This is a genomic window from Pseudomonas sp. R76 (genome assembly GCF_009834565.1).
In the GTDB taxonomy this organism is placed as follows: Bacteria; Pseudomonadota; Gammaproteobacteria; order Pseudomonadales; family Pseudomonadaceae; genus Aquipseudomonas.
Window position 1 is genome coordinate 4023288 of sequence record NZ_CP019428.1, and the last position, 23477, is coordinate 4046764.

General features: G+C 62.9%; 15 protein-coding genes. 4 read left to right on the top strand and 11 right to left on the bottom strand.

Translation table 11 applies throughout. The features are described 5' to 3' along the window. Positions 1-15 precede the first annotated feature (15 nt). Together PspR76_RS17995 and PspR76_RS18000 are read right to left on the bottom strand one after the other, a co-directional pair. Complete coding sequence (locus PspR76_RS17995; RefSeq protein WP_159957406.1) at positions 16-1569, bottom strand: DUF726 domain-containing protein; 1554 nt, start codon at positions 1567-1569, stop codon at positions 16-18. Positions 1570-1656: 87 nt separating this feature from the next. Further along, positions 1657-2439, bottom strand: a complete 783-nt coding sequence (locus PspR76_RS18000; protein WP_159957408.1) for an AraC family transcriptional regulator — start codon at positions 2437-2439, stop codon at positions 1657-1659. Between the two features lie 99 nt (positions 2440-2538). Here PspR76_RS18000 and PspR76_RS18005 point away from each other — a divergent pair, with 99 nt between their 5' ends. Then, complete coding sequence (locus tag PspR76_RS18005) at positions 2539-3405, top strand: EamA family transporter (RefSeq protein WP_159957409.1); 867 nt, start codon at positions 2539-2541, stop codon at positions 3403-3405. A 199-nt stretch (positions 3406-3604) separates the two neighbouring features. On the opposite strand, the gene PspR76_RS18010 is transcribed toward PspR76_RS18005, so the two are convergent. From PspR76_RS18010 to PspR76_RS18020, 3 genes are all read right to left on the bottom strand, one after another. After that, entirely contained in the window at positions 3605-3910 is a 306-nt protein-coding gene (locus PspR76_RS18010; RefSeq protein ID WP_159957410.1) for an XRE family transcriptional regulator, read from the bottom strand. Then, a complete protein-coding gene (locus PspR76_RS18015; protein WP_159957411.1) occupies positions 3903-4268 on the bottom strand; it encodes a type II toxin-antitoxin system RelE/ParE family toxin in 366 nt (121 codons plus the stop codon). The genes PspR76_RS18010 and PspR76_RS18015 overlap by 8 nt, the downstream gene beginning before the upstream one ends. A gap of 204 nt (positions 4269-4472) precedes the next feature. After that, positions 4473-14969 (bottom strand): autotransporter-associated beta strand repeat-containing protein, encoded by a 10497-nt coding sequence (locus PspR76_RS18020; protein ID WP_442966684.1) that lies wholly within the window; start codon positions 14967-14969, stop codon positions 4473-4475. A 304-nt stretch (positions 14970-15273) separates the two neighbouring features. On the opposite strand from PspR76_RS18020, the gene PspR76_RS18025 reads away from it, so the two are divergent. Both PspR76_RS18025 and PspR76_RS18030 read left to right on the top strand, forming a co-directional pair. Beyond that, the gene (locus PspR76_RS18025; RefSeq protein WP_159957412.1) at positions 15274-17082 is read left to right on the top strand and encodes a monovalent cation:proton antiporter-2 (CPA2) family protein; all 1809 of its coding nucleotides are present in this window, start codon (positions 15274-15276) and stop codon (positions 17080-17082) included. A 72-nt stretch (positions 17083-17154) separates the two neighbouring features. Next, on the top strand, positions 17155-17712 hold the full coding sequence (locus PspR76_RS18030; protein ID WP_159957413.1) for a hypothetical protein: 558 nt from the start codon (positions 17155-17157) through the stop codon (positions 17710-17712). Between the two features lie 132 nt (positions 17713-17844). Here PspR76_RS18030 and PspR76_RS18035 read toward each other — a convergent pair whose 3' ends face one another. From PspR76_RS18035 to PspR76_RS18050, 4 genes are all read right to left on the bottom strand, one after another. Then, positions 17845-18564, bottom strand: a complete 720-nt coding sequence (locus PspR76_RS18035; RefSeq protein ID WP_159957414.1) for an alpha/beta hydrolase — start codon at positions 18562-18564, stop codon at positions 17845-17847. A gap of 12 nt (positions 18565-18576) precedes the next feature. Beyond that, positions 18577-19332, bottom strand: coding sequence for a precorrin-6A synthase (deacetylating) (cobF, locus tag PspR76_RS18040; RefSeq protein WP_159957415.1), 756 nt, complete (start codon positions 19330-19332; stop codon positions 18577-18579). 45 nt (positions 19333-19377) lie between these two features. Continuing rightward, positions 19378-19932, bottom strand: a complete 555-nt coding sequence (locus tag PspR76_RS18045; RefSeq protein ID WP_159957416.1) for a histidine phosphatase family protein — start codon at positions 19930-19932, stop codon at positions 19378-19380. A 130-nt stretch (positions 19933-20062) separates the two neighbouring features. Next, a complete protein-coding gene (locus PspR76_RS18050) occupies positions 20063-20611 on the bottom strand; it encodes a DUF4865 family protein (protein ID WP_159957418.1) in 549 nt (182 codons plus the stop codon). Positions 20612-20704: 93 nt separating this feature from the next. Here PspR76_RS18050 and PspR76_RS18055 point away from each other — a divergent pair, with 93 nt between their 5' ends. Beyond that, positions 20705-21571, top strand: a complete 867-nt coding sequence (locus PspR76_RS18055) for a LysR family transcriptional regulator (protein WP_159957420.1) — start codon at positions 20705-20707, stop codon at positions 21569-21571. Position 21572: 1 nt separating this feature from the next. Here the strand turns inward: PspR76_RS18055 and PspR76_RS18060 are convergent, their stop codons facing one another. Beyond that, the gene (locus PspR76_RS18060; protein ID WP_174245637.1) at positions 21573-22040 is read right to left on the bottom strand and encodes a YbjN domain-containing protein; all 468 of its coding nucleotides are present in this window, start codon (positions 22038-22040) and stop codon (positions 21573-21575) included. 72 nt (positions 22041-22112) lie between these two features. Then, a complete protein-coding gene (locus PspR76_RS18065) occupies positions 22113-23441 on the bottom strand; it encodes an MFS transporter (protein WP_159957422.1) in 1329 nt (442 codons plus the stop codon). Positions 23442-23477: the final 36 nt, after the last annotated feature.

The following is a 23477-nucleotide window of genomic DNA, read 5'->3' on the forward strand; positions in this document are numbered from 1 at the left end:
CAGAGCCGCAGCTTATCAGTCCGACGTGACCGTGCGCATCACCGTCTCCCGGGGCAGGTCAAAGGTGTCGACCACTTGCACCACCAGGTCCAGCTCCTGGTTCAGCGCTTCGCGTTCCATGCGCTGGCGAATCATGCCGATCATCAACACCGACAAGGTGGTAATCGAGTACGCCGGGCCGGAGAACGCCCGCACACCAGTGACGAGTAACATTGCCGCCGCCAATGCCTGGCCCACCACCGGAATCGCCGAGGCGGCGCCACGGCGCACGATAAAACCGGTAAACCCCGCCAACGCCGTGCCGCTCAAGGCGGTGGTGGCCGAGCGGCTGATGTCGATACGGTTGAACATGCCCTGCTCTTTTTGCGCGGCGGCCTTGAGTTCGGCGTCGAAGGCCTGCCGGTCAGCGCGGCTGAGTTTGTCTTTGTATTGCTCGATCAACTTCTCGGCAACCTGCGCCTCAATGTCCGCCAGTGCCACGGTTTCAAGCGGTTCAGCGAACTTGATCCCCAACCGCTGCGCGACATCTTCGGCGATCTGGCGGTAACTCACGCCGTGGCCACGGGCAACGTTCATAAAGCTGTCACCGCCCATGCGTTGCAACTCAATGGCCAGCTTCAGCGGCTCACGCACGCTGGCATCGATTGACGCGCTGCGCTTTTGCGCCATCAATTCGGCGAGGAACTTCAGCTCGTCGGGCCGTGCGTGCAGCAATGCCGGGAACAGTTCCCCGTCCTCTTCGGCAAAGCGCACTTCGCTGCTGCGTTGATCGGCGCGGATCATGCCGCGCCGCTCCTGCAACAGGTCGGTGTACTGCACCACGGTTTTGAGCTGCGGCCAATACGCCGCATGGTCGAAAGTGGCCAGGTGCACATTGGTGACCTTGGCCTTGAGCGCCGGCGTGACCTCAATGGCATAACGGCCAATGCAGCGCTCGGTATCCGGTTTCATCGCCAGTGCCCAGTCCTTGCTGGAATGGCAATTGATCACCCGGCCCTTGAGCGGCGCCGACACTTGATCCCAAGGGCTCGACGTACAGATCGCCCCGCCCATCAGCAACAGGTTGTTCAACGGCAGTTCACGCGCGACCTCGGGGCTGGCCAGCACACTCTTGACCAGAATGCGTGCGCCGAGGGAATGGCCGATCAGGTTGATGCGCCGTACCGCCAGCGACTCGGCGTGCAGGTAGCTGGCCAGCTCGGGCAACAGGGTCTTGGCCACTTCGTCGACCCGCGCCTCGACACTTTTGTAATGGTCGAGGAAATAGGCAATCGCCTTGCCGACGCCCACCGTCGCCGCGCCCAGGCCGCCACCGCCGAGCATCGAGGTGATGACGTCTTTGAACGGCGCAAACAGGTTTTCCAGGAAGTGCCCCGCCGGCCAGAACAGCATCAGGTTGGTCGAGCCTTCAATGCTCGCCAGCTGTTGCTTGAAATTGCCCAGTTGCTGACGGTTGAAGAACGCCGAATAACCGTGAACGTAGAGATTGAGCACATCCCCCTGGAGCTCGCCGCACTGTACAAAGGTGGGCTTGCGGGTGCGGTGCATTTCATCCCACTGGTGTTGCATGGGCCGGTGACTCCTGGTGACGATGGACGGCGATAGTAACAAAGCATGACGTTGACGAAGGTGAATCCTGACCGACGTGTGCAGTTATCAGAACAGGGATGCCGCTTTGGATTTGGCCAGGTAGCGCGCCGGGGAATCACCGAGGTTGCGTCGAAACACCGAGGTAAAGGCGCTGGAACTGCTGAAACCCAGCGCAAACGCGACCTCGGTGATCGACGCACCTTGGCTGAGCTGCGCCGTGGCTTCCAGCAAGCAGACCTGCTGTCGCCAGGCCACGAATGTCATGCCGGTGCTGTCGTTAAAATGACGCGTGAAGGTCCGTCGACTCATGTTCGACCACTGGGCCATTTCATCCAGGGAGACGGTTTGCGAGGGCGCATCCAGAAAACGCTGGCAAGCGCGGGCCAGACGCGGCTCGGCTGGCAAAGGCGCACTGAGGGGCAATGCCGGCAGCGTGCCAATTTCATCGATCAGCAGCGTCAATACGCAGTGCCGGCGGACACTCGACGCCGCCGCTGGCTCGATCGCCAGCGCCGCTTCCAGCAAATGCCTGAGCAGGGGCGACACCTCGAATGCCTGGCAACGCTGCCCCAGCCCTGCCCGCTCAGCCGCTTGAGCATCGAGGTAGGTATTGAGCATGAGCACCTCGCCACGCATGTGCATTTCATGGGACACGCCGCCCGGCACCCAAATCGCCCGTTGCGGGGGCACCACCCAATTGCCCAGGTCGGTAAACATTTTCAGCGCGCCGGTGGCGGCGTAGGCAAATTGGCCGCGCGGGTGTGTATGCCGCGCGAACACGGTGCCAGAGGGGTATTTACGCAAAGTGACCAGCGCTTCGGGGTCGTTGTCGTCAAAGGTCGGCATCATGGCCCGATATTGTCAAAGGATGACCCGGCATAGCAAGCGGGCCATCGCCCGGCGCCCTAGCATTCACGCCTTTGATGAAACCTGCTCAAAGGAACGTCCATGCAGAAAAAACACTTGGCGCTTGCCCTGTTGGTCACGTTGGTCTGGGGCCTGAACTTTCCCATCACCGAGCTGGGCCTGCGCTCAATCGACCCCTTTGCGCTCACCGGCATCCGCTTTGCCTTGGCCGCCCTGCCGCTGGTGTTCGTGATCAAGCGCCCCGTCGTCCCATTCCGCTACGTGGCCGCTTACGGCGTGATTTTCGGGCTGGGCATGTGGGGCGTGATCAACTACGGCATTCATATCGGTGTCAGCCCGGGGATCGCCTCGCTGATTATTCAACTCAGCGTGTTCTTCACGCTCGGCTGGGGCTACCTGCTGTTCAAGGAAAAAATCCGTGCCGCACAGTGGGTCGGCGCTGTGCTCGCGTTGATTGGCCTGGCGGGCATCATCGCCAGCCAGACCGGCGAGCACGCAGTACTCGGGGTTTTGTTCATTGTGTTCAGTGCCCTGGCATGGAGTGTCGGCAACGTCATCATCAAGGCATCCGGGGTGAAGGAAATCTTTTCGTTCATGGTATGGGCCAGCCTGTTCCCGCCGATCCCACTGTTCCTGATGGCGTGGTGGCTGCACGGCAACGCCGCCTTCGCTGACTTGCCCGAGCGCCTCGACCTGACCGTCGTGTTGTCGATCCTGTTTCAGGTTTACCTAGCGACACACTTTGCCTACTGGGGCTGGAACACGCTGCTCAAGGCCTACCCCGTATCGACCGTGGCGCCGCTGTCGCTGTTGATTCCGGTATTTGGAATTGCCAGTTCGATGCTGCTGCTGGACGAGCACGTGTCCCTAACGAACCTGATCGCGATTGTTGTGATTATTGTCGGCTTGGCCGTCGGGCTTTACCGCAAGCCCACCAGGCGATGGTGATATACGGGTCCTCACGATGGAAATCCACTAGCGCCGAAATCAACAGGCAATTGGCAAACGAGGCCGGTGCATCCACCCGCAAGTGCCCGCCCGGCTTGAGGATTTGCTCACGCTAGACGCTGTCCACTTCATACAGTTCCGACACCAGGCGCCTGGCACGGACAAGGCGCGCATGGCGAGGCGTTGGTTCATTCAAGCCTTAACAAGCGAAGTTGTCGATCTTGACCTGGCCATCCGGAAACGTCGCGATAATTTCCAACTCGCCGCCCATGGCACGGATGTAGTCGCGCAACGTGCTGATGTACATGTCAGTGCGACGCTCCATCTTGGAAACCGCCGCCTGGTTGATATTCAACGCCTTGGCCAGGCTCTCCTGGCTCAACTGTTGAGCCTTGCGCAGCTCGTGCAGCGGCATTTCTTGCAGATGCTGGCGGAACAGTTGCTCGGCCTCGGCCCGCGACTCGGGCGTCATGCGGGCTTGAAGTTCAGCGAATTTTTTAGCCATGGTAACGGCCCTCTTTACGCAGTGTTTCCAAATGTATGTCGTACAACTTTTCTGCTACAGGAACGTGTTCCTCGTACCACCGCTGCTGTGCGGTTTTATCACCGCCAATCAGCAGCACGGCGCAGCGCCTGGGATCAAATGCATACAGCACTCGATAAGGCCGCCCCGCGTGCTGGATGCGCAGCTCTCGCAAATTGCCATGCCGAGAACCTCTGATATCGCTGCTGTGGGGGAAGCGCAAACCCGGCCCGAAAAGCCCCAGCAGATCAACGCTGGCAGATACCGACGATTGCTCTTTGGCATCCAAGCCGCCCCACCAATCTCCGAATTCATCCGTGTATTCAATGTCCCAGACCATGCAAATATGCCACCTATGGAATATAAACTCAAGGGCATAACTCTAGGACTTCAAATACCGGTGAGCCAGTCGGGTTCCATCGGAAATTGTATGTACATTCTTCCGCGCAGCAATCCCGGCGCATCCAGCAACCGCCGTACAATTCAAGAAATACTTGCGCAAAAAAAACCGCCCTTTCAGTCGGTTAAAGGTGCTCGGCCTTGATCAGAAACCGAGGGAGAAACTGATCGTCATCGCGTGGTCCTTGTCATTGCGCGACAACTGCCCCGAATAGCCCAGGCCCAGTCTGCCGTTCTGGCTGATCTGGTAATCCACGCCCGCTTCCACCACCGCGCTGTCCTTGGCGATAGGTACACCTTGGGTGCTGAACGAAGCGCCGCCGTTGATAAAGCTCAGGTCGGCATCCGGCTTGGTGTCGCCAAACGCATACCGCCAACCGAGGCTGGCGCGTGGGGTGATTTTCGAGCCGTTGCCCAGGGTGATGGTCTGGCCGATGCGCACGCCCAGGGTCGAGAAGGTCACGTCCTGGTCGGCATCGCCGCGCAGGGCCGCCGAACCGCCTTTCTCCTTGATCGTGTCGCTGTCGTAGTTGACGTAGGCCAGGCCGGCGAACGGTTCGACCGCCAGGCTGCCGGTGGTGAGGGTATAACCGACTTCACCGAACACTTGTGCGCTGCGGGCCTTGTAGTCGGCTTTGAGGCGTTGACCTTCGCCGCCCACCGCCACGTCGCGTTTGCTTTCGATGTCATGCCAGCTGTAGGCAACACCCATACGCGCGGCGAAGGCTTCTTGCTGGTACGCGGTGTAGGCCATCAAGTGGTAGCTGTCGACGTCGGCGCTGGAGCTGCGGCGCTTGGCGTCCAGGTCGCTGCGGGTGTAGCCGGCGGCCACGCCGACGCGCCAGGCGTCATCCACTTGTTTGTCGGTGCCGAGCAGGAAGCCGCCGAGGTTGCGGTCCAGCTTGGCGGTGTTGCTGTCGCCGCCCATGTGGCCCCAAGTGCCGAGTACGCGCATCCAGCCGACCATCTCGCCGTGGCAACCGGCGCTGCTCAGGCGGTTTTCACTTGGTGCCAGGCTGTTGCGCGGGTCGTCCTCGCGGTAGCAGCCGGGTTGGCGCAGGCGCTCGTTGACCGCGTCACGGATGTAACGCGAATCTTCAAGTATCGCGCTGGCGGTGCTGGCGTGGATCTCGCCGGACAAGCTGTCGAACGCGGCACGCGCCCCGGCCGCATCAGCGTTGAGCAGCGCATTCTGCACCGCCACCCCGCCCACTGCGGCCCCACTGCCCAATGCCGCCGCCACGCCACGCTGGTTACGCGTGGCCGCCACGCTGGCGTAGCTGACGTTGTTACGGCTGACCGCCAACGCCACCTGAGTCGGGCTGTAGTTCAACGAGGTGGTGAGGAACGCCAGGTTCTCCAGGTTGGTATTACTGAAGGTGCCGTTCACCGCGCCCGCCGTCAGCAGTGTGTAGGTGGTCGGGCCGGCATACGGCGCCAGGTTGATCACATTCAAGGTGCCGCCCAGGTTGGCGGTGCCTCCGACCGCCAGCGCACCGGTTACCGACGGTGTGATGACCAGGTTCAGCGCACCCGTACTGGCGTTGGTGAAGTTACCGGCCACCGTCAGCTTGCCGCTATCGGGGGTGACGCTGCCGTTGTTGACCAGCGAGCCGACACTGCCGTTGCCGGTCAGGCCTGCGCCGTTGGCCACCGCCACCTGCCCGCCCAGCACCGTGCCGGGGTTGGCCGCATTGCCGACTTGCAACACGCCTTGGTCGACGGCCACGGTGCCGCTGAATGGCTGGTTGCCGGTCAGCAACAGCGCGCCTGTGCCCTGCTTGGTGAGTGCGCCGGTGCCGGCGAGGCTGCCGTTGAAGATGCCATTGGTGTTCTGCACAAACAGCATGCGCGCATTGTTCAGGAACCGGCCTTGCAGGCTCCGCGCGTTACCGGCCAGCGTACCGCCGCTGACGGTGGTGCCGCCGGAGTAAGTGTTGGCGCCGGTCAGCAACAAGGTGCCCGAATCGAGTTTGTCGATTGCGCCTGCACCCACGATCGGCGCGGCAATTTCTGTGGTTACGCCCGAATTGATGCGTACCGCCGCCGTGCCGGTTGGCGTCAGCGTACCGTCTGCACCCGCCGTCAGCGTGTAGCCAGGGTCAAGCACTTGCAGGCCGGTGAAACTTTGGTTGCCGACCACGGTGACGCTGCCCCCCTGCCCCGCGAACACGGCAAACTGGTTGGTCGACGCCTGGCCTTGGGTGCCGGTCGGGTCGGTCCAGTTGGTGCCCGGGCCCCAGGTGCCGCTGCCGCCGGTGATAGTGCCGTCCGGGTTGGTCACGCCGCCGTTCCAGAACTGGATTTGCCCCGGCGTGGTTTGCACCAGCAGGTTGAGCTGGTTGGCCAACGCGGTTTGCAGGGTGACGTTGCCCAGGCCGACGGGCAGTGAACCCACCGTCAGGCCGTTGTCGGTCAAGCTGCCGCCGTAGCGGAACAGTTGGTAAACGCCGATGCCGAAGCCGCCCGCGTCCGTGACATTGAGCGTGCCGTCCAGGGTCAGGTTGCCCGCGACATTCACTGCCGTGGTCGATGCACCCGGTGCGCCGAGGGCGAAGTCCAGGCTGGTGCCCGACGACAACGCCAGCGAACCCACCGACAGCGGCGTCGCGGAGCCGGCCTTGAGGATGGCGCCATCGGCCATGTTCACTGCACCGCCCAAGGTGCCGCTGCCGCCAAGGGTCGCGCCATTGGCCACTTGGACTGTCGCACTGTTCAACGTGCCGTTGACCAGCAGGCTGCCGGCGTTGACGTTGGTGTTGCCGGTGAAGGTGTTGTTGCCGCTCAGCAGCAATTCGCCGGTGCCGGTTTTATTCAGCACGCCTGCGCCGGTCAGGTTGCCGGTGTAAGTGCCGTCGGCGGCCTGCTCAAAGGTCAGGGTCGCGTTGTTGGCAATCGCGCCTTGCAGGCTGGAGGTGTTGCCGGTGGTGGTGCCGCCGTTGAGGGTGGTGCCGCCGCTGTAGGTGTTGGCGCCGGTCAGCAGCAGCGCGCCGTTGCCATTTTTCACCAGGCTGCCGGTGCCGCTGACCACGCCGTTGAGCGCCAGGTCATGGCTGCCGGCCAAGGTCAGCGGGCCGCCGAGGTTGATGGCATTGGCCAGTTGCAGGTCGGTGCTGCCGTCCAGTTGGGCGGCGCCGCCTACGCTGAGCGCACCGGTGCCCAGGGCAGCGTTGTTGCCGAGGATCAATTGACCGGCGTTCAAGCCCGTGCCGCCGCTGTAGGTATTGGCGCCGTTGAGGGTCAAGGTCGATGGGCCTTTTTTCAGCAGGCTGCCGGTGCCGCTGATGCCGCCGTTAAGTGTCAGCGCGCTGCTGCCACCAATAGTCAACGCACCATTGAGTACCGTGGCGTTGACCAATGAGACGGAGCCGTTGCTGTCCAGGGTGGTGCCGTCGGCCGCGGTCAGCACGCCCATACCGAGTGCACTGTTGCTGCCGACCACCAAGGTGCCGCCATTCAGGGCGGTGCCGCCGGTGTAGGTGTTGTTGCCGTTGAGCACCAGGGTGCCGCTGTCGAGTTTGGCCAGGGTGCCGGTGCCGGCGAGCTTGACGCCCAGGGTGGCGGTGGCGTTCGGGTCGACACGGATCGCGGTGTTGCCGGTGCCGCCATTCACCAGGTTAAGCACGCCCGCCGTGCCGGAAGCCAGGTTATAGCCATCGGTGACGAACTGCAGGCCGGTGGTGTTTTGCGTACCGTCCACGGTCACCGTGCCGGCCGCGCCCTGGAACACTGCGAAACTGCTGGCCCAGCTCTGGTTGAGGCTGCCGTCGACGTTGGTCCAGTTGGTGAGGCCGCTGCCCCAGGTGCCGCTGCCGCCGTCGATGGCACCGTTGCCGAGCAGGTTGGCGCCGTCCCAGAATTGCACGGTGGTGTTGGGCGCCGTCACCAGCAGGTTGACCTTGTTGCTGATCGCGGTCTGCACCTGCAGGTCGCCTGGGGTGACACTACCTGGCAGGGTGCCGAGGGTCAGGCCGTTGTCGGTCAACGCGCCGCCGTAGTTGATGAGGTTATAGACGCCGGTGCCAAAGCCGCCGATATCGGTGACATTGAGGTTGCCGTCCAGGGTCAGGTCGCCGCCGACGTTCAGCAACCCGCTGCCACCGCCGACCACGGGCGCGCCGAGGCCGACGTCCAGGTTGGAATTGCCGCCCAGCACCAGCGAACCCACCGACAGTGTGCTGCCGGTAGCCAGGCCGATATGCCCACCGTCGGCCACTGTCACCGCGCCCGCCAGGGAGCCGCTGCCGGTCAAGGTCGCACCGTTATTCACCGCCACGGTGCCGCTGGCCAGCGAGCCGCTGACATTCAAGGTGCCGCCGTTGACGTTGGCGGCGCCGCTGATGCCACTGACACCACTGAGGTTGAGCACACCGCTGCCGTTTTTATCCAGGTTGCCGGCGCCGTTCAGCGCACCGTCAAAGGTGTTGTTGAGGTTGCTGCCGCCCACCGCCAGCGTACTGCCGCCCGCTACCTGGACCACGCCATTCCCCGCCAGCGTATTGAGGTTGGCGTTGCCGCCCAGGTTGAGGCTGGCGCCCGTGCCCACGGTGACGCCGGAGGTATTGCCGAGCGCATTATTGCCCAAGGTGGTCAGGCTACCGCCCAGCACGCTCAATGGGCCGGTGAAGGTATTGGTGCCACTCAAAAGCAGGTCCGCTGCGCCGTTCTTGATCAGCGCCGCGTTGCCGGCGAGCACGCCGGTCAAGGTCAGGTCATTGTTGCCGGCCACACTCAGGTCGGCGTTGAGGTTGACGGCATTGTTCAGTGTCGCTTGAACACTGTTGTCGAGCGTGGCGGCGCCGCCGACGGTCAGCGCGCCCGAGCCCAGCGCGCTGGCGGTGCCCAGGGTCAGCGTGCCGGCGTTCAGTGTTGTACCGCCGCTGTAGGTATTGAGGCCATTGAGGGTCAGGGTGGCCGCGCCGTTTTTAGCCAGGCCACCGGCGCCGTTGACGACACCGGTCAGGGTCAAGTCGTTATTGCCGGCATACGCCAGGTTGGCGTTCAACACCAGGTTGTTACCCACGTTAAGCAAGGTGGTGTTGTCCAACGTCGACGTACCGCCGACCGTGAGGCTGCCCAGGCCCAACGCCGAATTACTGCCCAGGGTCAGTGTGCCGGCGTTCAATGTGATGCCGCCGAGGAAGGCATTCGGACCGCTGAGGATCAGGTTGGCCGCGCCATTTTTGCTGAGGCTGCCGGCGCCATTGATCGCGCCGCCCAGCGCCAGGTCAGCGGTGCCGCCAATGCCCAGGTTGCCCGCCAGGTTGACTGCGTTAGTGGTGCTGACGCTGCTGCTGGCGTCCAGCCTGGTGCCGTTCGCCGCATTCAACGCAGCATTGCCCAACGCCGTATTGCTCGCCAGGATCAGCCCACCTGCGTTCAAGGCCACGGGGCCGAGGAAGCTGTTATTGCCGCCCAGCGTCAAGGTGGCCGCGCCGTTCTTGATCAGCCCGCCGGTGCCGCCAATCGCACCATTGAGGGTCAGCGCATTGCTGCCCGCGACCGCAAGGTTGCCGTTCAGTGTGACGCCATTGCCCAGCGTAGTCGCCGTAACACTGTCGAGGGTGGTGCCCGCTGCGGCCGTCAGTTGGCCGGTGCCCAGGGCCGTGTTGCTGCCCACCACCAGCGTGCCGCCATTGAGCAAAGTACCGCCGGTGTAGGTATTGGCGCCACTGAGTAACAAGGTGCCGGTGTCCAGTTTGGCCAAGGTGCCCGCGCCGTCGATATTCACGCCGATGGCCGCCGTGGCGCCCGGATCGACACGCAGCGCCACGTTGCCACCCGTGCCGTTGACCGCGGTCAATTGCCCAGCCGCGCCGTTGACGAGGTTGTAGCCGTCGGTGACGAACTGCATACCGGTAAAGGTTTGCGTGCCGTTCACAGTGACGGTGCCCGCCGCGCCCTGGAACACTGCGAAATCGCTGGCCCAGGGTTGATTGACCAAGCCGTTGGCATCGGTCCAGTTGGTCCCCACGCTGTTCCACGTGCCGCTGCCGCCATTCACGACGCCATTGGCGATGGTCTGGCTGCCGTCCCAATAACGCAGCGCGGCATTGGGCGCCGAGACTTCGATGTTGATCTGGTTCGCCACGCCAGTCTGCACCACCAGGTCGCCCAGGGCGTAACCCACCGGCACTCCGGCCACGTTGAGGCCAAGGTTAGTCAGGGCGCCGGTGTAATTGAACAGGCGGTAGACGCCGACGCCAAACCCACCGGCATCCGTCACGTTCAGGTTGCCGGCGAGCGTCAGGTTACCGCCCACATTAAACAAGGACGTGGTGGACGGTGTGCCCAGGGCCACGTCCACATTGGCGCCCGCCGCCAATACCAGTGAGCCGGCCGACAAGGTATTGCCGCTGCTCAGCGCCAGGTGCCCGCCATTGTTGACATTCACCTGCCCCAACGCCGCGCCGGTGCCGGTCAGCGTACCGCTGTTGTTGACGTTGAGCTGGGCGCTGGCCAGGGAACCGCTGAGGTTCAAGGTGCCGCCATTGATGGCGGTGTTGCCGGTGAGGCCGTTGATACCGGTGAGGTTGAGCGTACCGGTGCCGACTTTGATCAGCCCACCCGTACCGCTGATGCCGCCGTCAAAAGTGCTGGTGCTGTTGTTGGCGCCAACGGTCAGGAGGTTGCCGCCGACCGCCACATCACCTGCACCGCTCAAACTGGCGACGTTGGCGTCAACCCCCAACTGCAGGCTCGCGCCCGCACTGACGTTGGCGCCGGGGCCGTTGCCCAGGGCGTTGGCGTTCAACAGCGTGAGGCTGCCGGACAGCACATCCACGCCCCCGGTGAAGGTATTGTTGCCAGCCAAGGTCAGGTCAGCCAGGCCAGTTTTGATCAGGTTACCGGCGCCGCTGATCACGCCGTTCAGGCTCAGGTCGTTGTTGCCGGCGAGGCTCAGGTCGGCGTTGAGTGCAATCGCATTGCCGATGCCGAAGGACGCGCTGTTGTCCAGCGTCGCCGCGCCGCCGACGGTCAAAGCGCCGCTGCCCAGGCCATTGGCGTTGCCGAGGGTCAAGGTGCCGGCATTCAGTGTGGTGCCGCCGCTGAAGGTGTTGTTGCCGTTAAGCGTCAGGTTGGCCGCGCCGTTCTTGGTCAAGGTGCTGGCGCCGCTGATCAGGCCGCCGAGGGTCAGGCCATTGCTGCCGCCCACGTTCAGGCCGGCATTCAAGGCCAGGTTATTGCCCAGGGTGACGGGCGCGTTGCTGTCCAGGGTGGCCGCGCCGGCAACGATCAGGTTGCCGAGGCCCAGGGCCGTGTTGCTGCCGACGGTCAGGGTGCCCGCATTGAGGGTGGTGTCGCCGACAAAGCCATTGTTGCCATTGAGGATCAGGTTGGCCGTGCCATTTTTGCTCAGGCCGCCTGCGCCATTCACCCCACCTGCGAGTGTCAGGTCGGCAGTACCGCCGATGTTCAGGTTACCGGCAAGGTTTACCGCATTGACCAAGCTGACCGCCGCATTGGCATCCAACGTGGTGCCCGCCGCGGCATTCAACGCACCGTTGCCCAGCGCGCCCGCAGCGCCGACCACCAGCTTGCCGGCATTCAGCGCGGTGTTGCCCAAATAACTGTTTGCGTGGTTGAGGACCAGGTCGGCCGCGCCACTCTTGACCAAGCCACCGATGCCGGCGATGGCACCGCCCAAGGTCAAGGCGTTGGTGCCTGCAATCGTCAGGTTGCCGCCCAGATTGATGTTATTGGAAAGGCTTGCCGCCGTACTGGCATCCAGCGTGGTGCCCGCCGATGCGTTTAACGCCCCGGTGCCCAGCGCCGTGTTGGAGCCGACGATCAGCGTGCCGGCGTTAAGCGCGGTGGCGCCGCTGTAGGTGTTGGCGCCACTGAGCGTGAGGCTCGCCGCACCGGTTTTGATCAAACCCGACGCACCACTGATGAGGCCGCCAAGGGTCAGCGCATTGGCGCCGCCTGTGGTCAGGTTGGCGTTGAGGGTGATCGCATTATTCACGGCGAGCGCCGCACTGCTGTTTAAGGTCGCTACGCCGCCCACGGTCAGGGCACCGGTGCCGAGCGCGGCGGCGTTGCCCACTGTGAGGGCGCCGGCGTTCAGGGTGGTGCCGCCCTGGAAGGTGTTGGCACCGCTGAGCACCACGCTGGAGGTGCCGTTTTTGATCAACGCGGCGGCGCCGTCAATCACCCCGTTCAGGCTCAGCGGGTTGGTGCCGGCCAATGTCAGGTTGGCCCCCAGGTTGATGGCATTGGCCAGGTTGATGCCGGCACTGTTGTCCAGCGTCGACGCGCCGGTCACGCTCAGCGTGCCCGTGCCCAGGGCCAGATCGTTGCCGACATTCAAGGTGCCGCCGTTGAGCGTGGTGCCGGCAATAAAGCTGTTGGCGCCGCTGAGAATCAAGCTGGCCGCACCGCTCTTGGTCAAACCGCCTGCGCCGCCGATAGCGCCGGTCAAGCCAAGGTTACTGGTACCGGCAATATTCAGATTGCCGCTCAGGCTCAGCGCGTTGTTGAGGCTGATCGCAGTGCTGGCATCCAGTGTGGTGTTGTCGGCGGCGGTCAGCGTGCCGGCGCCCAATGCCGCGTTGTTACCCAGAATCAGCGAACCGGCATTCAGGCTGGTGTTGCCGGAGAAGGTGTTGGCACCGCTGAGGGTCAAAGCGGCGACCCCGTTTTTGATCAGCCCGCCCGTGCCGGAAATGATGCCATTCAGGCCCAGCGCCTGAGTGCCGCCGAGCGTCAACGCGCCCGTCAGCGCGACGGCATTGCCAAGGCTGACCGCAGTGCTCGCATCCAGAGACGTGCCCGCTGCGGTATTCAGCGCGCCCGTGCCCAGTGCGGTGTTGGAACCCACCACCAGGCCACCGGCGTTGAGCGAGGTAATCCCGCTGCGGGTGTTGTTGCCGGTTACGGTCAGCAGGCTTGCGCCGGTTTTGATCAAGCCACCGGCACCCGACATCACGCCGCTGAGGGTCAGCGGGTTGGTGCCGGTCAGGGTGAGGTTGCCGGTCAAGACCAGGTTATTGCTCAACGCAGGCGCGCCGCTGGCGTCCAGGTTGGCGGCGGCGGCAACAGTCAGCGCGCCGCTGCCCAGGGCATTGCTGCTGCCCAGCACCAAGGTGCCGGCGCCCAGGCTGGTAGCGCCGGTATAGCCGCTGTTATTGCCGCTGAGGGTCAGGCTGCCGCTGCCGGTTTTGCTGATGCCCGCAGCGCCAGTGATTGCGCCCGCGAGGGTCAGGGCGCCGGTGCCGGTGGTGGTCATTGCACCGCCAAGGCTGATCGCGTTGTTCAGGCTGATCGTGCCGGGTGCCGACAGCGATGTCGCACCCGTGAAGTTAATCGTGCCGGTACTCAAGGCCTGGTCGTTGCCCAGTTGCAGCGTGCCGCCGTTGAGCGTGGTGTTGCCGAGGTAGGTGTTGGCGTTTGTCAGCAACAGTTGGCCGCTGCCCACTTTGGTCAAGCCGCCTGCGCCTGAGATCACCCCGGACAAGGTGGTGGCGTTGGTGCCTTGTACGGTGAGGCCGCCAGCGCCGACGGACACCAGGTTAGCGATGTTCAAGCCCGCGTTACTGGCCTGCAGAATACCGCCGTTGGAGGTCAGCACGCCGGAGCCGAACGTCGCATTGTTGTTGAACTGCGCAACCCCGCCATTGAGCGTGGTGCTGCCGGAGACGACCGGGCCTTGCAGGGTCCAGGTGCCGCTGTTGAGGGTCAGGTTGTTGAAGTTGATATAGGTGGCGCTCGATACCGTGCCAGTACCGGTAGTGCCGCCGCCAACGCCGATCGGGTTCTGCAGGATCAGCGAGTTGGTGCCCCCGGCCCCGCCATCGACTGTGCCCGTAGGGCCAAAGGTCAAATTGATGCCAACCAGCCCGCCCAAGCCCACGCTGACTTGCACACCGTCACCGACGCTGACGCTGGAGCCGGTAATCGCGGTAAACGTGTTGGTGCTGCTCGCGCCCATCGACACGCCGCCGGTGATTGCACCGGCGTTGGTAAAGGTGTTGCCCGCGGCGGAGGTTTCGAACGCGACCCGCCCGTTGATAACCCCGGTACTGCTGTTGGTCATGTTGACCTGGGAGCCGCCGTATATGCCCACCACCGGTGTGTCAGCCAGCGTGATGCCGCCCACCGATAAACCGGTGGAGGTAATCGTGCCGTTGTTGGTGATGCTGGTGGTGCCGGCCGCCGCGTTGTTGACCGCCAGTGCCAGGCCGTCGATGCTCGTCAGGTTGAGCCCAAGCAACATGCCGGTGCCGCGCATGATCCCGCTGGCATTGTTGAGGACGCTGACCGTGCTGGTGGCGCCCGTACCGATAAAGGCCCCGCCGCTCAGTACCGACACCAGGCCCAACAGGGCTGGGTCGAGGGTGCCGGAGTTGTTCAAGCTGATGTTGACGCCGGTGAGGTCCATCACATGGCCGCCCAGCGTCGCGTTCATCTGCGCGCCGGAGTTGACGTTGACGGTCAAGCCGTTGGTGGCACTGCTGAAGTTATTCAGAAACAGCGGCAGGGTCGGCACGCCCGTACAGGTCACGGTAGACCCGGCCGTGGAACACGTGGCCAATGCCTCGGGACTTGCCAGGCCCATCATCAACCCCACAATCCCCATGCGAATCGCCATATTCAGCGGGGCAATACGCGACACACCGGCAGCAGCAAGTCTTCTTTCCACGTGACACTCCTTCGTGGTTCAAGCCTTTCATCCATGAATGCGCAGCAGCCCTGCACTAGTGACCCACACGCATCGAATTCGAAATACCTGACCGTGGCGACAACTGATCTAGTTTGTCGAAACGGTAGTAGACCTACAGAAAAGTCATTGAATTAAATGGTATTAATACTTTCGTAAACACCGCGTAAGAATGGGATTACAGCCAACATTCATTGACTTTCGCGACATAAATACAAGTTTCAAAATGTAAAAAGGCGCTCTAATAGCGCCCTGTCGATTCGCTTTAAAGATCCTGGAGTTCGCAATGCCCCATGAAGGCAACCTGTTACAAGCAGCCGTGGTGTTCCTGCTCGCCGCCGTGCTCACCGTGCCGTTGGCCAAGCGTTTGCAACTGGGCGCAGTGCTGGGCTATCTGTTCGCCGGCGTGATCATCGGCCCGTCGGTGCTGGGCCTGATCGGCAACCCGCAAAGCGTGGCGCAGTTCTCTGAACTGGGCGTGGTGTTGCTGTTGTTCATCATCGGCCTGGAGCTGTCGCCGAAACGTTTATGGGTGATGCGCAAGGCGGTGTTCGGCGTCGGTTTGGCCCAGGTGTTGCTGACGGGGCTGGTGATGGGCGTGGTCGCGCTGTGGCTGTTTGGCCAGGCGTGGAACAGCGCAATTGTGCTGGGCCTGGGCCTGGCGCTGTCCTCCACGGCGTTTGGCCTGCAAAGCCTGGCCGAGCGCAAGGAGTTGAACCAGCCCCACGGGCGCCTGGCGTTTGCGATTCTGCTGTTCCAGGACATCGCCGCGATCCCGCTGATCGCCATGGTGCCGTTGCTGGCCGGCAGCGATCACCCGACCACCGAAGCCCAGGGCCTGCAGCACGTGCTGCAAATCCTCGGCAGCATCGCCGTGGTGATCATCGGCGGGCGCTACCTGTTGCGCCCGGTGTTTCGCATCGTCGCCAAGACCGGCCTGCGCGAAGTGTCCACCGCCACCGCGCTGCTGGTGGTGATCGGCACCGCCTGGCTGATGGAACTGGTGGGCGTGTCGATGGCCCTGGGCGCGTTCCTCGCCGGGCTGCTGCTGGCCGATTCGGAATACCGCCACGAGCTTGAATCGCAGATCGAGCCGTTCAAGGGCCTGCTGCTCGGGCTGTTTTTTATCAGCGTGGGCATGGGCGCCAACCTCAGCCTGCTGCTCAGCTCGCCGCTGGTGGTGATTGGCCTGACCTTGTTGCTGATCGGCTTGAAGCTGCCGCTGCTGTACGCGGTGGGCCGGCTGGTCGGTGACCTTAATCGCGAAAGCGCGCTGCGCCTGGGTGTGGTGTTGGCCGCCGGCGGTGAGTTCGCCTTCGTGGTGTTCAAGATCGGCCGCGATCAGGGCTTGTTCGAGCCGCATCTCTACGATGTGCTGGTGCTGACCATCACCCTGTCCATGGCCGTGACGCCGCTGCTGCTGTTGGTATGCCCGAAGCTGTTCAAGCCCAAGGTCAAACCGGTGGAAGTGCCCGAGGAATACCGCGCCATCGAGAGCGATGCGCCGCGCGTGGTGATTGCCGGCATGGGCCGAATGGGCCAGATTGTGGCGCGGATCCTGCGCGCGCAAAACATCTCGTTCATCGCCCTCGACACGTCAGTGGAAACCATCGAACTGACCCGCAGTTTCGGTGGCATGCCGGTGTTCTACGGCGACCCGCAGCGCCCGGAAATCCTGCACGCAGCCAAAGTCGATCAAGCCGAGTTCTTCGTGATCGCCATGGACGACCCGGAGATCAACATCAAGACGGCCGAGCTGGTGCGCAACCTCTACCCGCACATGAAAATCATCGCCCGCGCACGTAACCGCCAGCACGTCCACCGCCTGGTGGACCTGGACGCGTCACCGGTGCGCGAGACGTTTTACTCCAGCCTGGAAATGAGCCGCCGCACCCTGGTCGGCCTCGGTTTGAGCCAGGCCCAGGCCGATGCGCGCATCAACCGTTTCAAAAACCACGACCTGCAAGTACTCGCCGCGCAGCACGCGGTGTATGACGACGCCGCCAAAGTCATGCAAACCGCCCAGGAAGCCCGTACCGAACTGGCGCGGCTGTTTGAGATGGATCGGCTCGAGGAAGAGTCCGACAAAGTGTGAGAGCACGGATGAACGATCTTGCGAAATTTCTGACAGAATACGCCGCAATTTCGTTCATGCCTGGAGCGCTTCATGGCCACTTTCACCAAGACCGCCGTCCTGCTGGCCCTCGCGCTCACCGCCGGTAGCGTGTTCGCAGCAAGCAAGCCGAGCAGCACACAGACCATCTCGACCTTGGGCGGCAAGTTCACGTTCAGCTTGCCCAAGGCCTACATCGCCGACACGCTGCCCACCGGCAAGGTTGAAGATGGCACCGCCGACACCCAAGGCACGCTGTACGCCAACTCGACCACCAAGAGTGTGGTGATCGTCGCCGAAACCGTGCGCAACGATGGCGCTACGATCAAAGACAATGACCCCCAATTCCTCGATGGCGCCGTGGCGGATTTCGTCAAGGACCAGAGCGCCGCCCTGCCCGACTTCAAGAAGCTCAACGAGAAAAAACTGACCTACAAGGGCCTGGGCCTGCGCCAAGTCGACAGCACCGCCACCCAGGGCGGCGGCAAGACCTTGAACTCGACCTTCCTCGGCGGCTCGGGCAGCCACTTGCTGGTGATCCAGGCCATTTCGCGGGCGGATGATGTGAAGGGCCATGCTGAGCTGGTGAAGCAGATCACTGGCGGCAAGTAGCTCAATCGCCCAAGCAACACAAAACCAATGTGGGAGCGGGCTTGCTCGCGAAAGCGGTGGATCAGTCGACTAATTCAGTGACTGACACACTGCATTCGCGAGCAAGCCCGCTCCCACATTTTTAAACCGTGTTTACTTCAGGCTTTTCTCCAGCCAAGCCTTCAGGTCCTGCACCTCTGCCTCACTCACGGTATGCGGCATGCCCGGATAACCATGAAACTCCGGCTTCAACCCCAACCCCACCAACACCTCATTCGCCCGTGTCGCCGAGTTATACGGCAGCGCCTGGTCCAACGTGCCGTGGCCGATAAAAATCGCCAGCTTGCCCAGTGATTCGCTCGGCTTGAGCTCAGCCTTGAGCACCGGCAACACACTGCCACTCAACGCCGCAATGCCGCGCACCAACTCAGGCTGTCGCAAGCCCACCTCGTAGGACATGATCGCGCCCTGGCTGAACCCCACCAGAAACACCCGATCGCTTTGCGTGTGGTATTTGGCCGTGGCCTGGCCGACAAAGTCTTCAATCAGCTTGGCGCTGCGTTGCAGGTCGGCGGTTTCGCCATTGTAATCGCCGTCACCCGGCGTCTTGGTAAACCAGCGATAGCCGTGCGGGTCCACCGGCATCGGCGCGCGTGCCGACAGGTAAGTCCAGGTCGAGGGCAGCGCGTCCTTGATGCCAAACAGGTCTTCCTCGTTGCTGCCAAAACCGTGCAGGAAAATCACCAACGGCTGATTACGCGCATCGCCCTGGGTCTGTTCCAGGTACGACAGCGGCAAGTCCGTGTGCAAGGTGGAATCGGCGTGGGCGGCACCGGCCACCAGGGTCAGTGCCAGGGCAAACAGTTTGAGCATGGGGAAGTTACCTCAGGGTTTGCGCAACAGATAGGTGTCCATGATCCAACCATTTTCCAGGCGCGCCGCCTTGCGCACCCGTTCGATTTCTTCAGCCACTTCACTGACTTTGCCGCTGATAAGGATTTCGTCCGGCGTGCCCAGGTAGGCGCCCCAATAGATATCCAGGTCCTGATCGGCCACGGTGCGGTAGGAATCTTCGGCGTCGAGCATTACCACCAAGGTGTCGGCATCACTCGCCTGCCCTGCCGCCAAACGGCGCCCGGTGGTGATCTCGATGGAACGGCCGATGCGGTTCAGCGGCACTTTGTGCTGGGCCGCCAGCGCCTGCACGCTGGTGATACCGGGAATGACTTCGAACTCGAATTCGCTGCGGCCACTGGCGAGGATCGCCTGCAGGATACGGATGGTGCTGTCGTACAGCGCGGGATCGCCCCAGGCCAGGAAAGCGCCGACTTCGCCGTCAGCCATTTCCTCGTTGATCATGCGCTCGAAGGTCTGCTGCTTGTCGCGGTTGAGGTCTTGCACGGCGGTGGTGTAGTCGATATCGCCGCGCACACGCTCGGGGCAATCGGCCTCGACGAAGCGGTAGCCGGGCTCGGTGATGTAGGTCTCGCAGATCTCGCGGCGCAGGTCGATCAGCTTGTCTTTGCTCTGGCCCTTGTCCATCAGGAAAAACACGTCGGTGCGGTTCAGCGCTTTCACGGCCTGCATCGTGATGTAGTCAGGGTTGCCGGCGCCAATGCCGATGATCAGGATGCGTTTCATGGGTTGCTCTCATTGCGGGGCGTGAATTTTGCCATGTTCAGGCACTCAGGCGTGAGTTTCCAGGCGCAGGCGCCAAACGTTGTTGAAGCGCAGTTCAGTGGCGGACAGCGGCTCGACGTCGATCCGGTAGAATATCGACATCGGGAACTGCAACACGTACAGCATCGCGGCGCGAATCACAAAGGGGTGGGTGATTGCCACTACGTGACCGGGTTGGGTTTCGAGGGTTTTCATCCACTGCCCGACGCGTGCGCAAAGCTGCTCCACCGACTCGCCGCCATGGGGCGCACGGGTGCTGTCGGTCATCCAGGCGGTTAATGGGTCAGCGTCGAGCTGGCTGAGGGCCTGGCCTTTCCAATCGCCGAAATCAGCGTCGCGCAGGGCTTCCTCGATCTGCGCGTTATCGCCAAACAGCCCCGCTGTTTGCCGGGTTCTGGCCTCGGGCGCGCACACCAGGCGCGGGTTTTTCTTGAAGCGCCCGGCGTGGGACAACGCCGCGCTCTGCCAATCCATCGCGACGGATTCATCATCGGGAAACCGCCCCTGTTTTTGCAGCGGCGTGGCGGCGTGGCAAATCAGGGTCAAACGGGTGGCGAGCATCACAATTCACTCTGTTTCGATACGCAGCCAGCGTAGACTGCTGAAGCTATTTCAACATGTTACAACGAACATGAATGAGAAAGCCGGTTCAATGCTTCGGCCTTTCCACGGGCTCGGTTCAACTCCTGAGTCAAATGCCGGGGCGGGCCAGGTAAAACACCTGATAGCCCATCCCGGGATGCTCCGCGCTCAACGCCTGGCCCGATAAAGTGATACGAATCAGGCGCCACGCCTGCACATCCAGCGCCAAAAATACTGCGAAGGTATCAGGGCTATCAGCCAACTGCTGATTGCGCCGTTTGCCCTCGGCCAATGCCCCGGCGCGATCCACGCCAGGCTCCAGCGCCCACTCTTCTCGATACAGACTCAATGCGTTCTGCGCCGGCCCGCGCTGCACGTCCAGCGGCAGCCAGCTCTCGATATGCGGCCGGCCAAAGCTGTCGAGCACCTTCTGAAAACGCTCGCCGAGCAAAAAATCGGCGGCCTGCAACGGGTCGGCCCACAGGTACACCGAGGCGTACACATTGCCCGCCGCCTGCCCAAGTTCCTGGGCAATGAACGCCTTGAACAGCAACCCTTCGGCGTGATCCCACAACGGCCCCAACTGCGCGGCGCGGCGGCGAATCACGCTCATGTCGTAGTCGGCCGGCAGGCGGTGTGAATACTGTTTGGCAAACATGGCAATGCTCCTGTGCAAGATGAGGTTAGAGCTTGCGCAGTGGCGATGATTTCAACAAGATATGAACAGATATAGGTGCGATAAGAATTTGATATGACTGACGCGCTCAAACCCCTGGATATCGACACCGTACAGGCCTTCGTGCTGGTCGCCGATTTCGCCAGTTTCACCCGCGCCGCCGAAGCCCTCGACACCTCCCAGGCCGCCATCAGCCTCAAGCTCAAACGCCTGGAGGAACGCCTCGGTTATCGCCTGCTTGAACGCACCCCACGGCATGTGCGGCTGTCGCCCCAGGGCGAGCAGTTTATCGTCGCTGCCCGCGCCCTGCTCAACGCCCATGAGCGCGCACTCGGTGACATGGGCACCCACGCACCACGGCGCCTGGTGATTGGCATCAGCGACCACGTGGCCGGCCCGGACCTGCCCACCTGGCTCAGCCGCCTCGCGGCCTACGACCCGCTGGTGATTCTTGAAGTGCGCATCGCCTCGTCCCGCGACCTGATGGCTGCGTTCGACCGCAACGAGCTGGACGCCGTGATCGTGCGCAACGAAGGCGACCGCCAGGACGGCGATGTGTTGGCGGTGGAACGGTTTGGCTGGTTCGCTGCGCCGACCTGGCAACACAGCCCCGGCACACCGTTGCGCATGGCAACCATGGCAGCGCCGTGTGGCGTTCGGCATCTGGCGGTGAGGGCTTTGGACGCGGCGCGTATCGACTGGACCGAAGTGTTTGTCGGCGGTGGCGTGATGGCGGTGGGAGCAGCCGTGAGCGCCGGATTGGGCGTGGCCGCCCTCGCCCATCGCGTGGCCCCGGCCGGGGCGGTGGACGTGAGCGAGCAAGACGGTTTGCCCGCCTTACCGGTCAGTGAAGTGGTGCTGCACAGCCGGATCAGCGACGCGCGGTCCCGCGAAACATTGCGCGCCTTGAGCGCAACGTTTCGCGGTGCCCTGCAGCGCTGACTCAGGCGACAGGTGCTTCCTCGCCGACAGCCGCCGCTTGCGTTTGCAACTGCGCGGCCTGCTGGCTGTAGTCACGCAGGTAGACGATGAACTCCTGCAACAGGCGATCCCACAATTCCAGTTGGCTGCGCAGGTGCAGGGTGCCGACACCGGCCACCACCACGTCCATTTCCATCAACAAAAACTCGCCCTGCAGCGACAACCGCGCAAAGCGTCGCGATGCGTTCCACACCTGGGCCAGGCCTTCGGGCAGTTCACCTTGCACGCGCAGGGCGCAGCTGTAGGTGAAGTCCACGTAACTGCCCTGCTCCGCCGCCGAGTTGCCGAAGCGCACGGCAAAGCCGATGCCCTGGCTGGCACTGAGCAATTGCACGATGCCGTTCTGTTCGGTCTGGTTGACGCGGTAGCCGGCCTCTTGCAGCAATTCGGTGAGGCTCTTGGGGGTAACGCTGTTGATCAGTTCACTCATGGTCAGTCTTCCTTGTTGATCAATGAAATGCGCCTGCAACAGCGTAGTCGGATTTTTAGCCTGCGTAATCGATCAGGCGGCTGGCGCCAAATCGGCCCCCAGCGGCGTCGTCACCGGGTTGCCACTGGCAACAAAATCTTCCTTGCGCAGCACCACCAGGGCAATCAACGACACCACGCCGGTCGCCACGTAGAAGTACCACGGCGAGGTGATGTCGCCGGTCACCTTGATCAGCCACGTGGAGAACAGCGGCGCGCTGCCGCCGAACACCGCAACCGGCACGTTGTACGCCACGGCAATCCCGGTGGAACGGATGCGCGTCGGCAGCAGTTCACTCATCAGCGCGTAAGTGGACGAGGCATACAGCCCGAACAGAATCGCCACCGCCATCAACGGCGCAAAGAACGTCGCGGGTGTAGCGGTCGGCGCCGACTTGAACAGCCAGAACATCGCCAAGGTGGCCAAGGTGCCGATCACCATCAGGAACGGTTTGCGCCCGTATTTATCCGTGAACGCGCCGCCGAACGGCATCACGAAGGCCGCCGAAAAACTCGCGACAAACACGTAGAGCAAAGTGGTGCCGCTGTCGAACTTGAGGATCTTGGCCATGTAGGTCGAGGCGAAGGTCAGCACCAGGTAAAAGATCGAGCTGTGCAAGGTGATGATAAAAAACACCAGGGCAATTGCGCGCTTCCACTGCCAGACTTCGCGCAGCGGCGCGCGGGAGGTTTGGCCGGCACGTTGCAGGGCGAGAAACTCCGGGCTGTCTTCGAGCTTGAGGCGGATGTACATCGAGATAAAACCCAGCGGTGCGGCGATCAGGAACGGCACGCGCCAGGCCCATTCCTGCATCAGGTCGGCGCCCAGGATCCAGGTCATGCCATTGGCCACGGCGCCGCCAAGCACCAGGCCGAGCACGGCGGTGACCATCAACCAGCAGGTGGCAAAACCGCGTCGGCCGGGGCCGGCGTATTCGGAGATAAAACTGGTCACCGTGCCGATCTCGCCACCGGCCGAGAAACCCTGTACGCAGCGCACCAGGATCAGCAGGATCGGCGCGGCGATGCCGAGGGTGGCGTAAGTCGGCAACAGGCCCAACAACACCGTGGAGCCGGTCATCATCACCAGCGCCATGATCAGGGTTTTTCGGCGGCCGATCTTGTCCGCCAACGGGCCGAAGAACAGCCCGCCCAGTGGCCGGATAAAGAAGCTCAGGGCAAACGCGGCGAAGCTCGCCAGCAGGCTGGTGGTGGGGTCATCGGAGACGAAAAAAGCCTGGCCGATGTACACGGCGAGAAAGCCGTAGACGCCGTAGTCGTACCACTCGATCAGGTGGCCGGAAGTGGCACCGAGAAACGCACGGCGCCGCTTGCGAACCGTGTCTTGCGCGTGATTGCCCATCGAAGGGACTCCTTGTCTGATGATCTGTCCATGAAA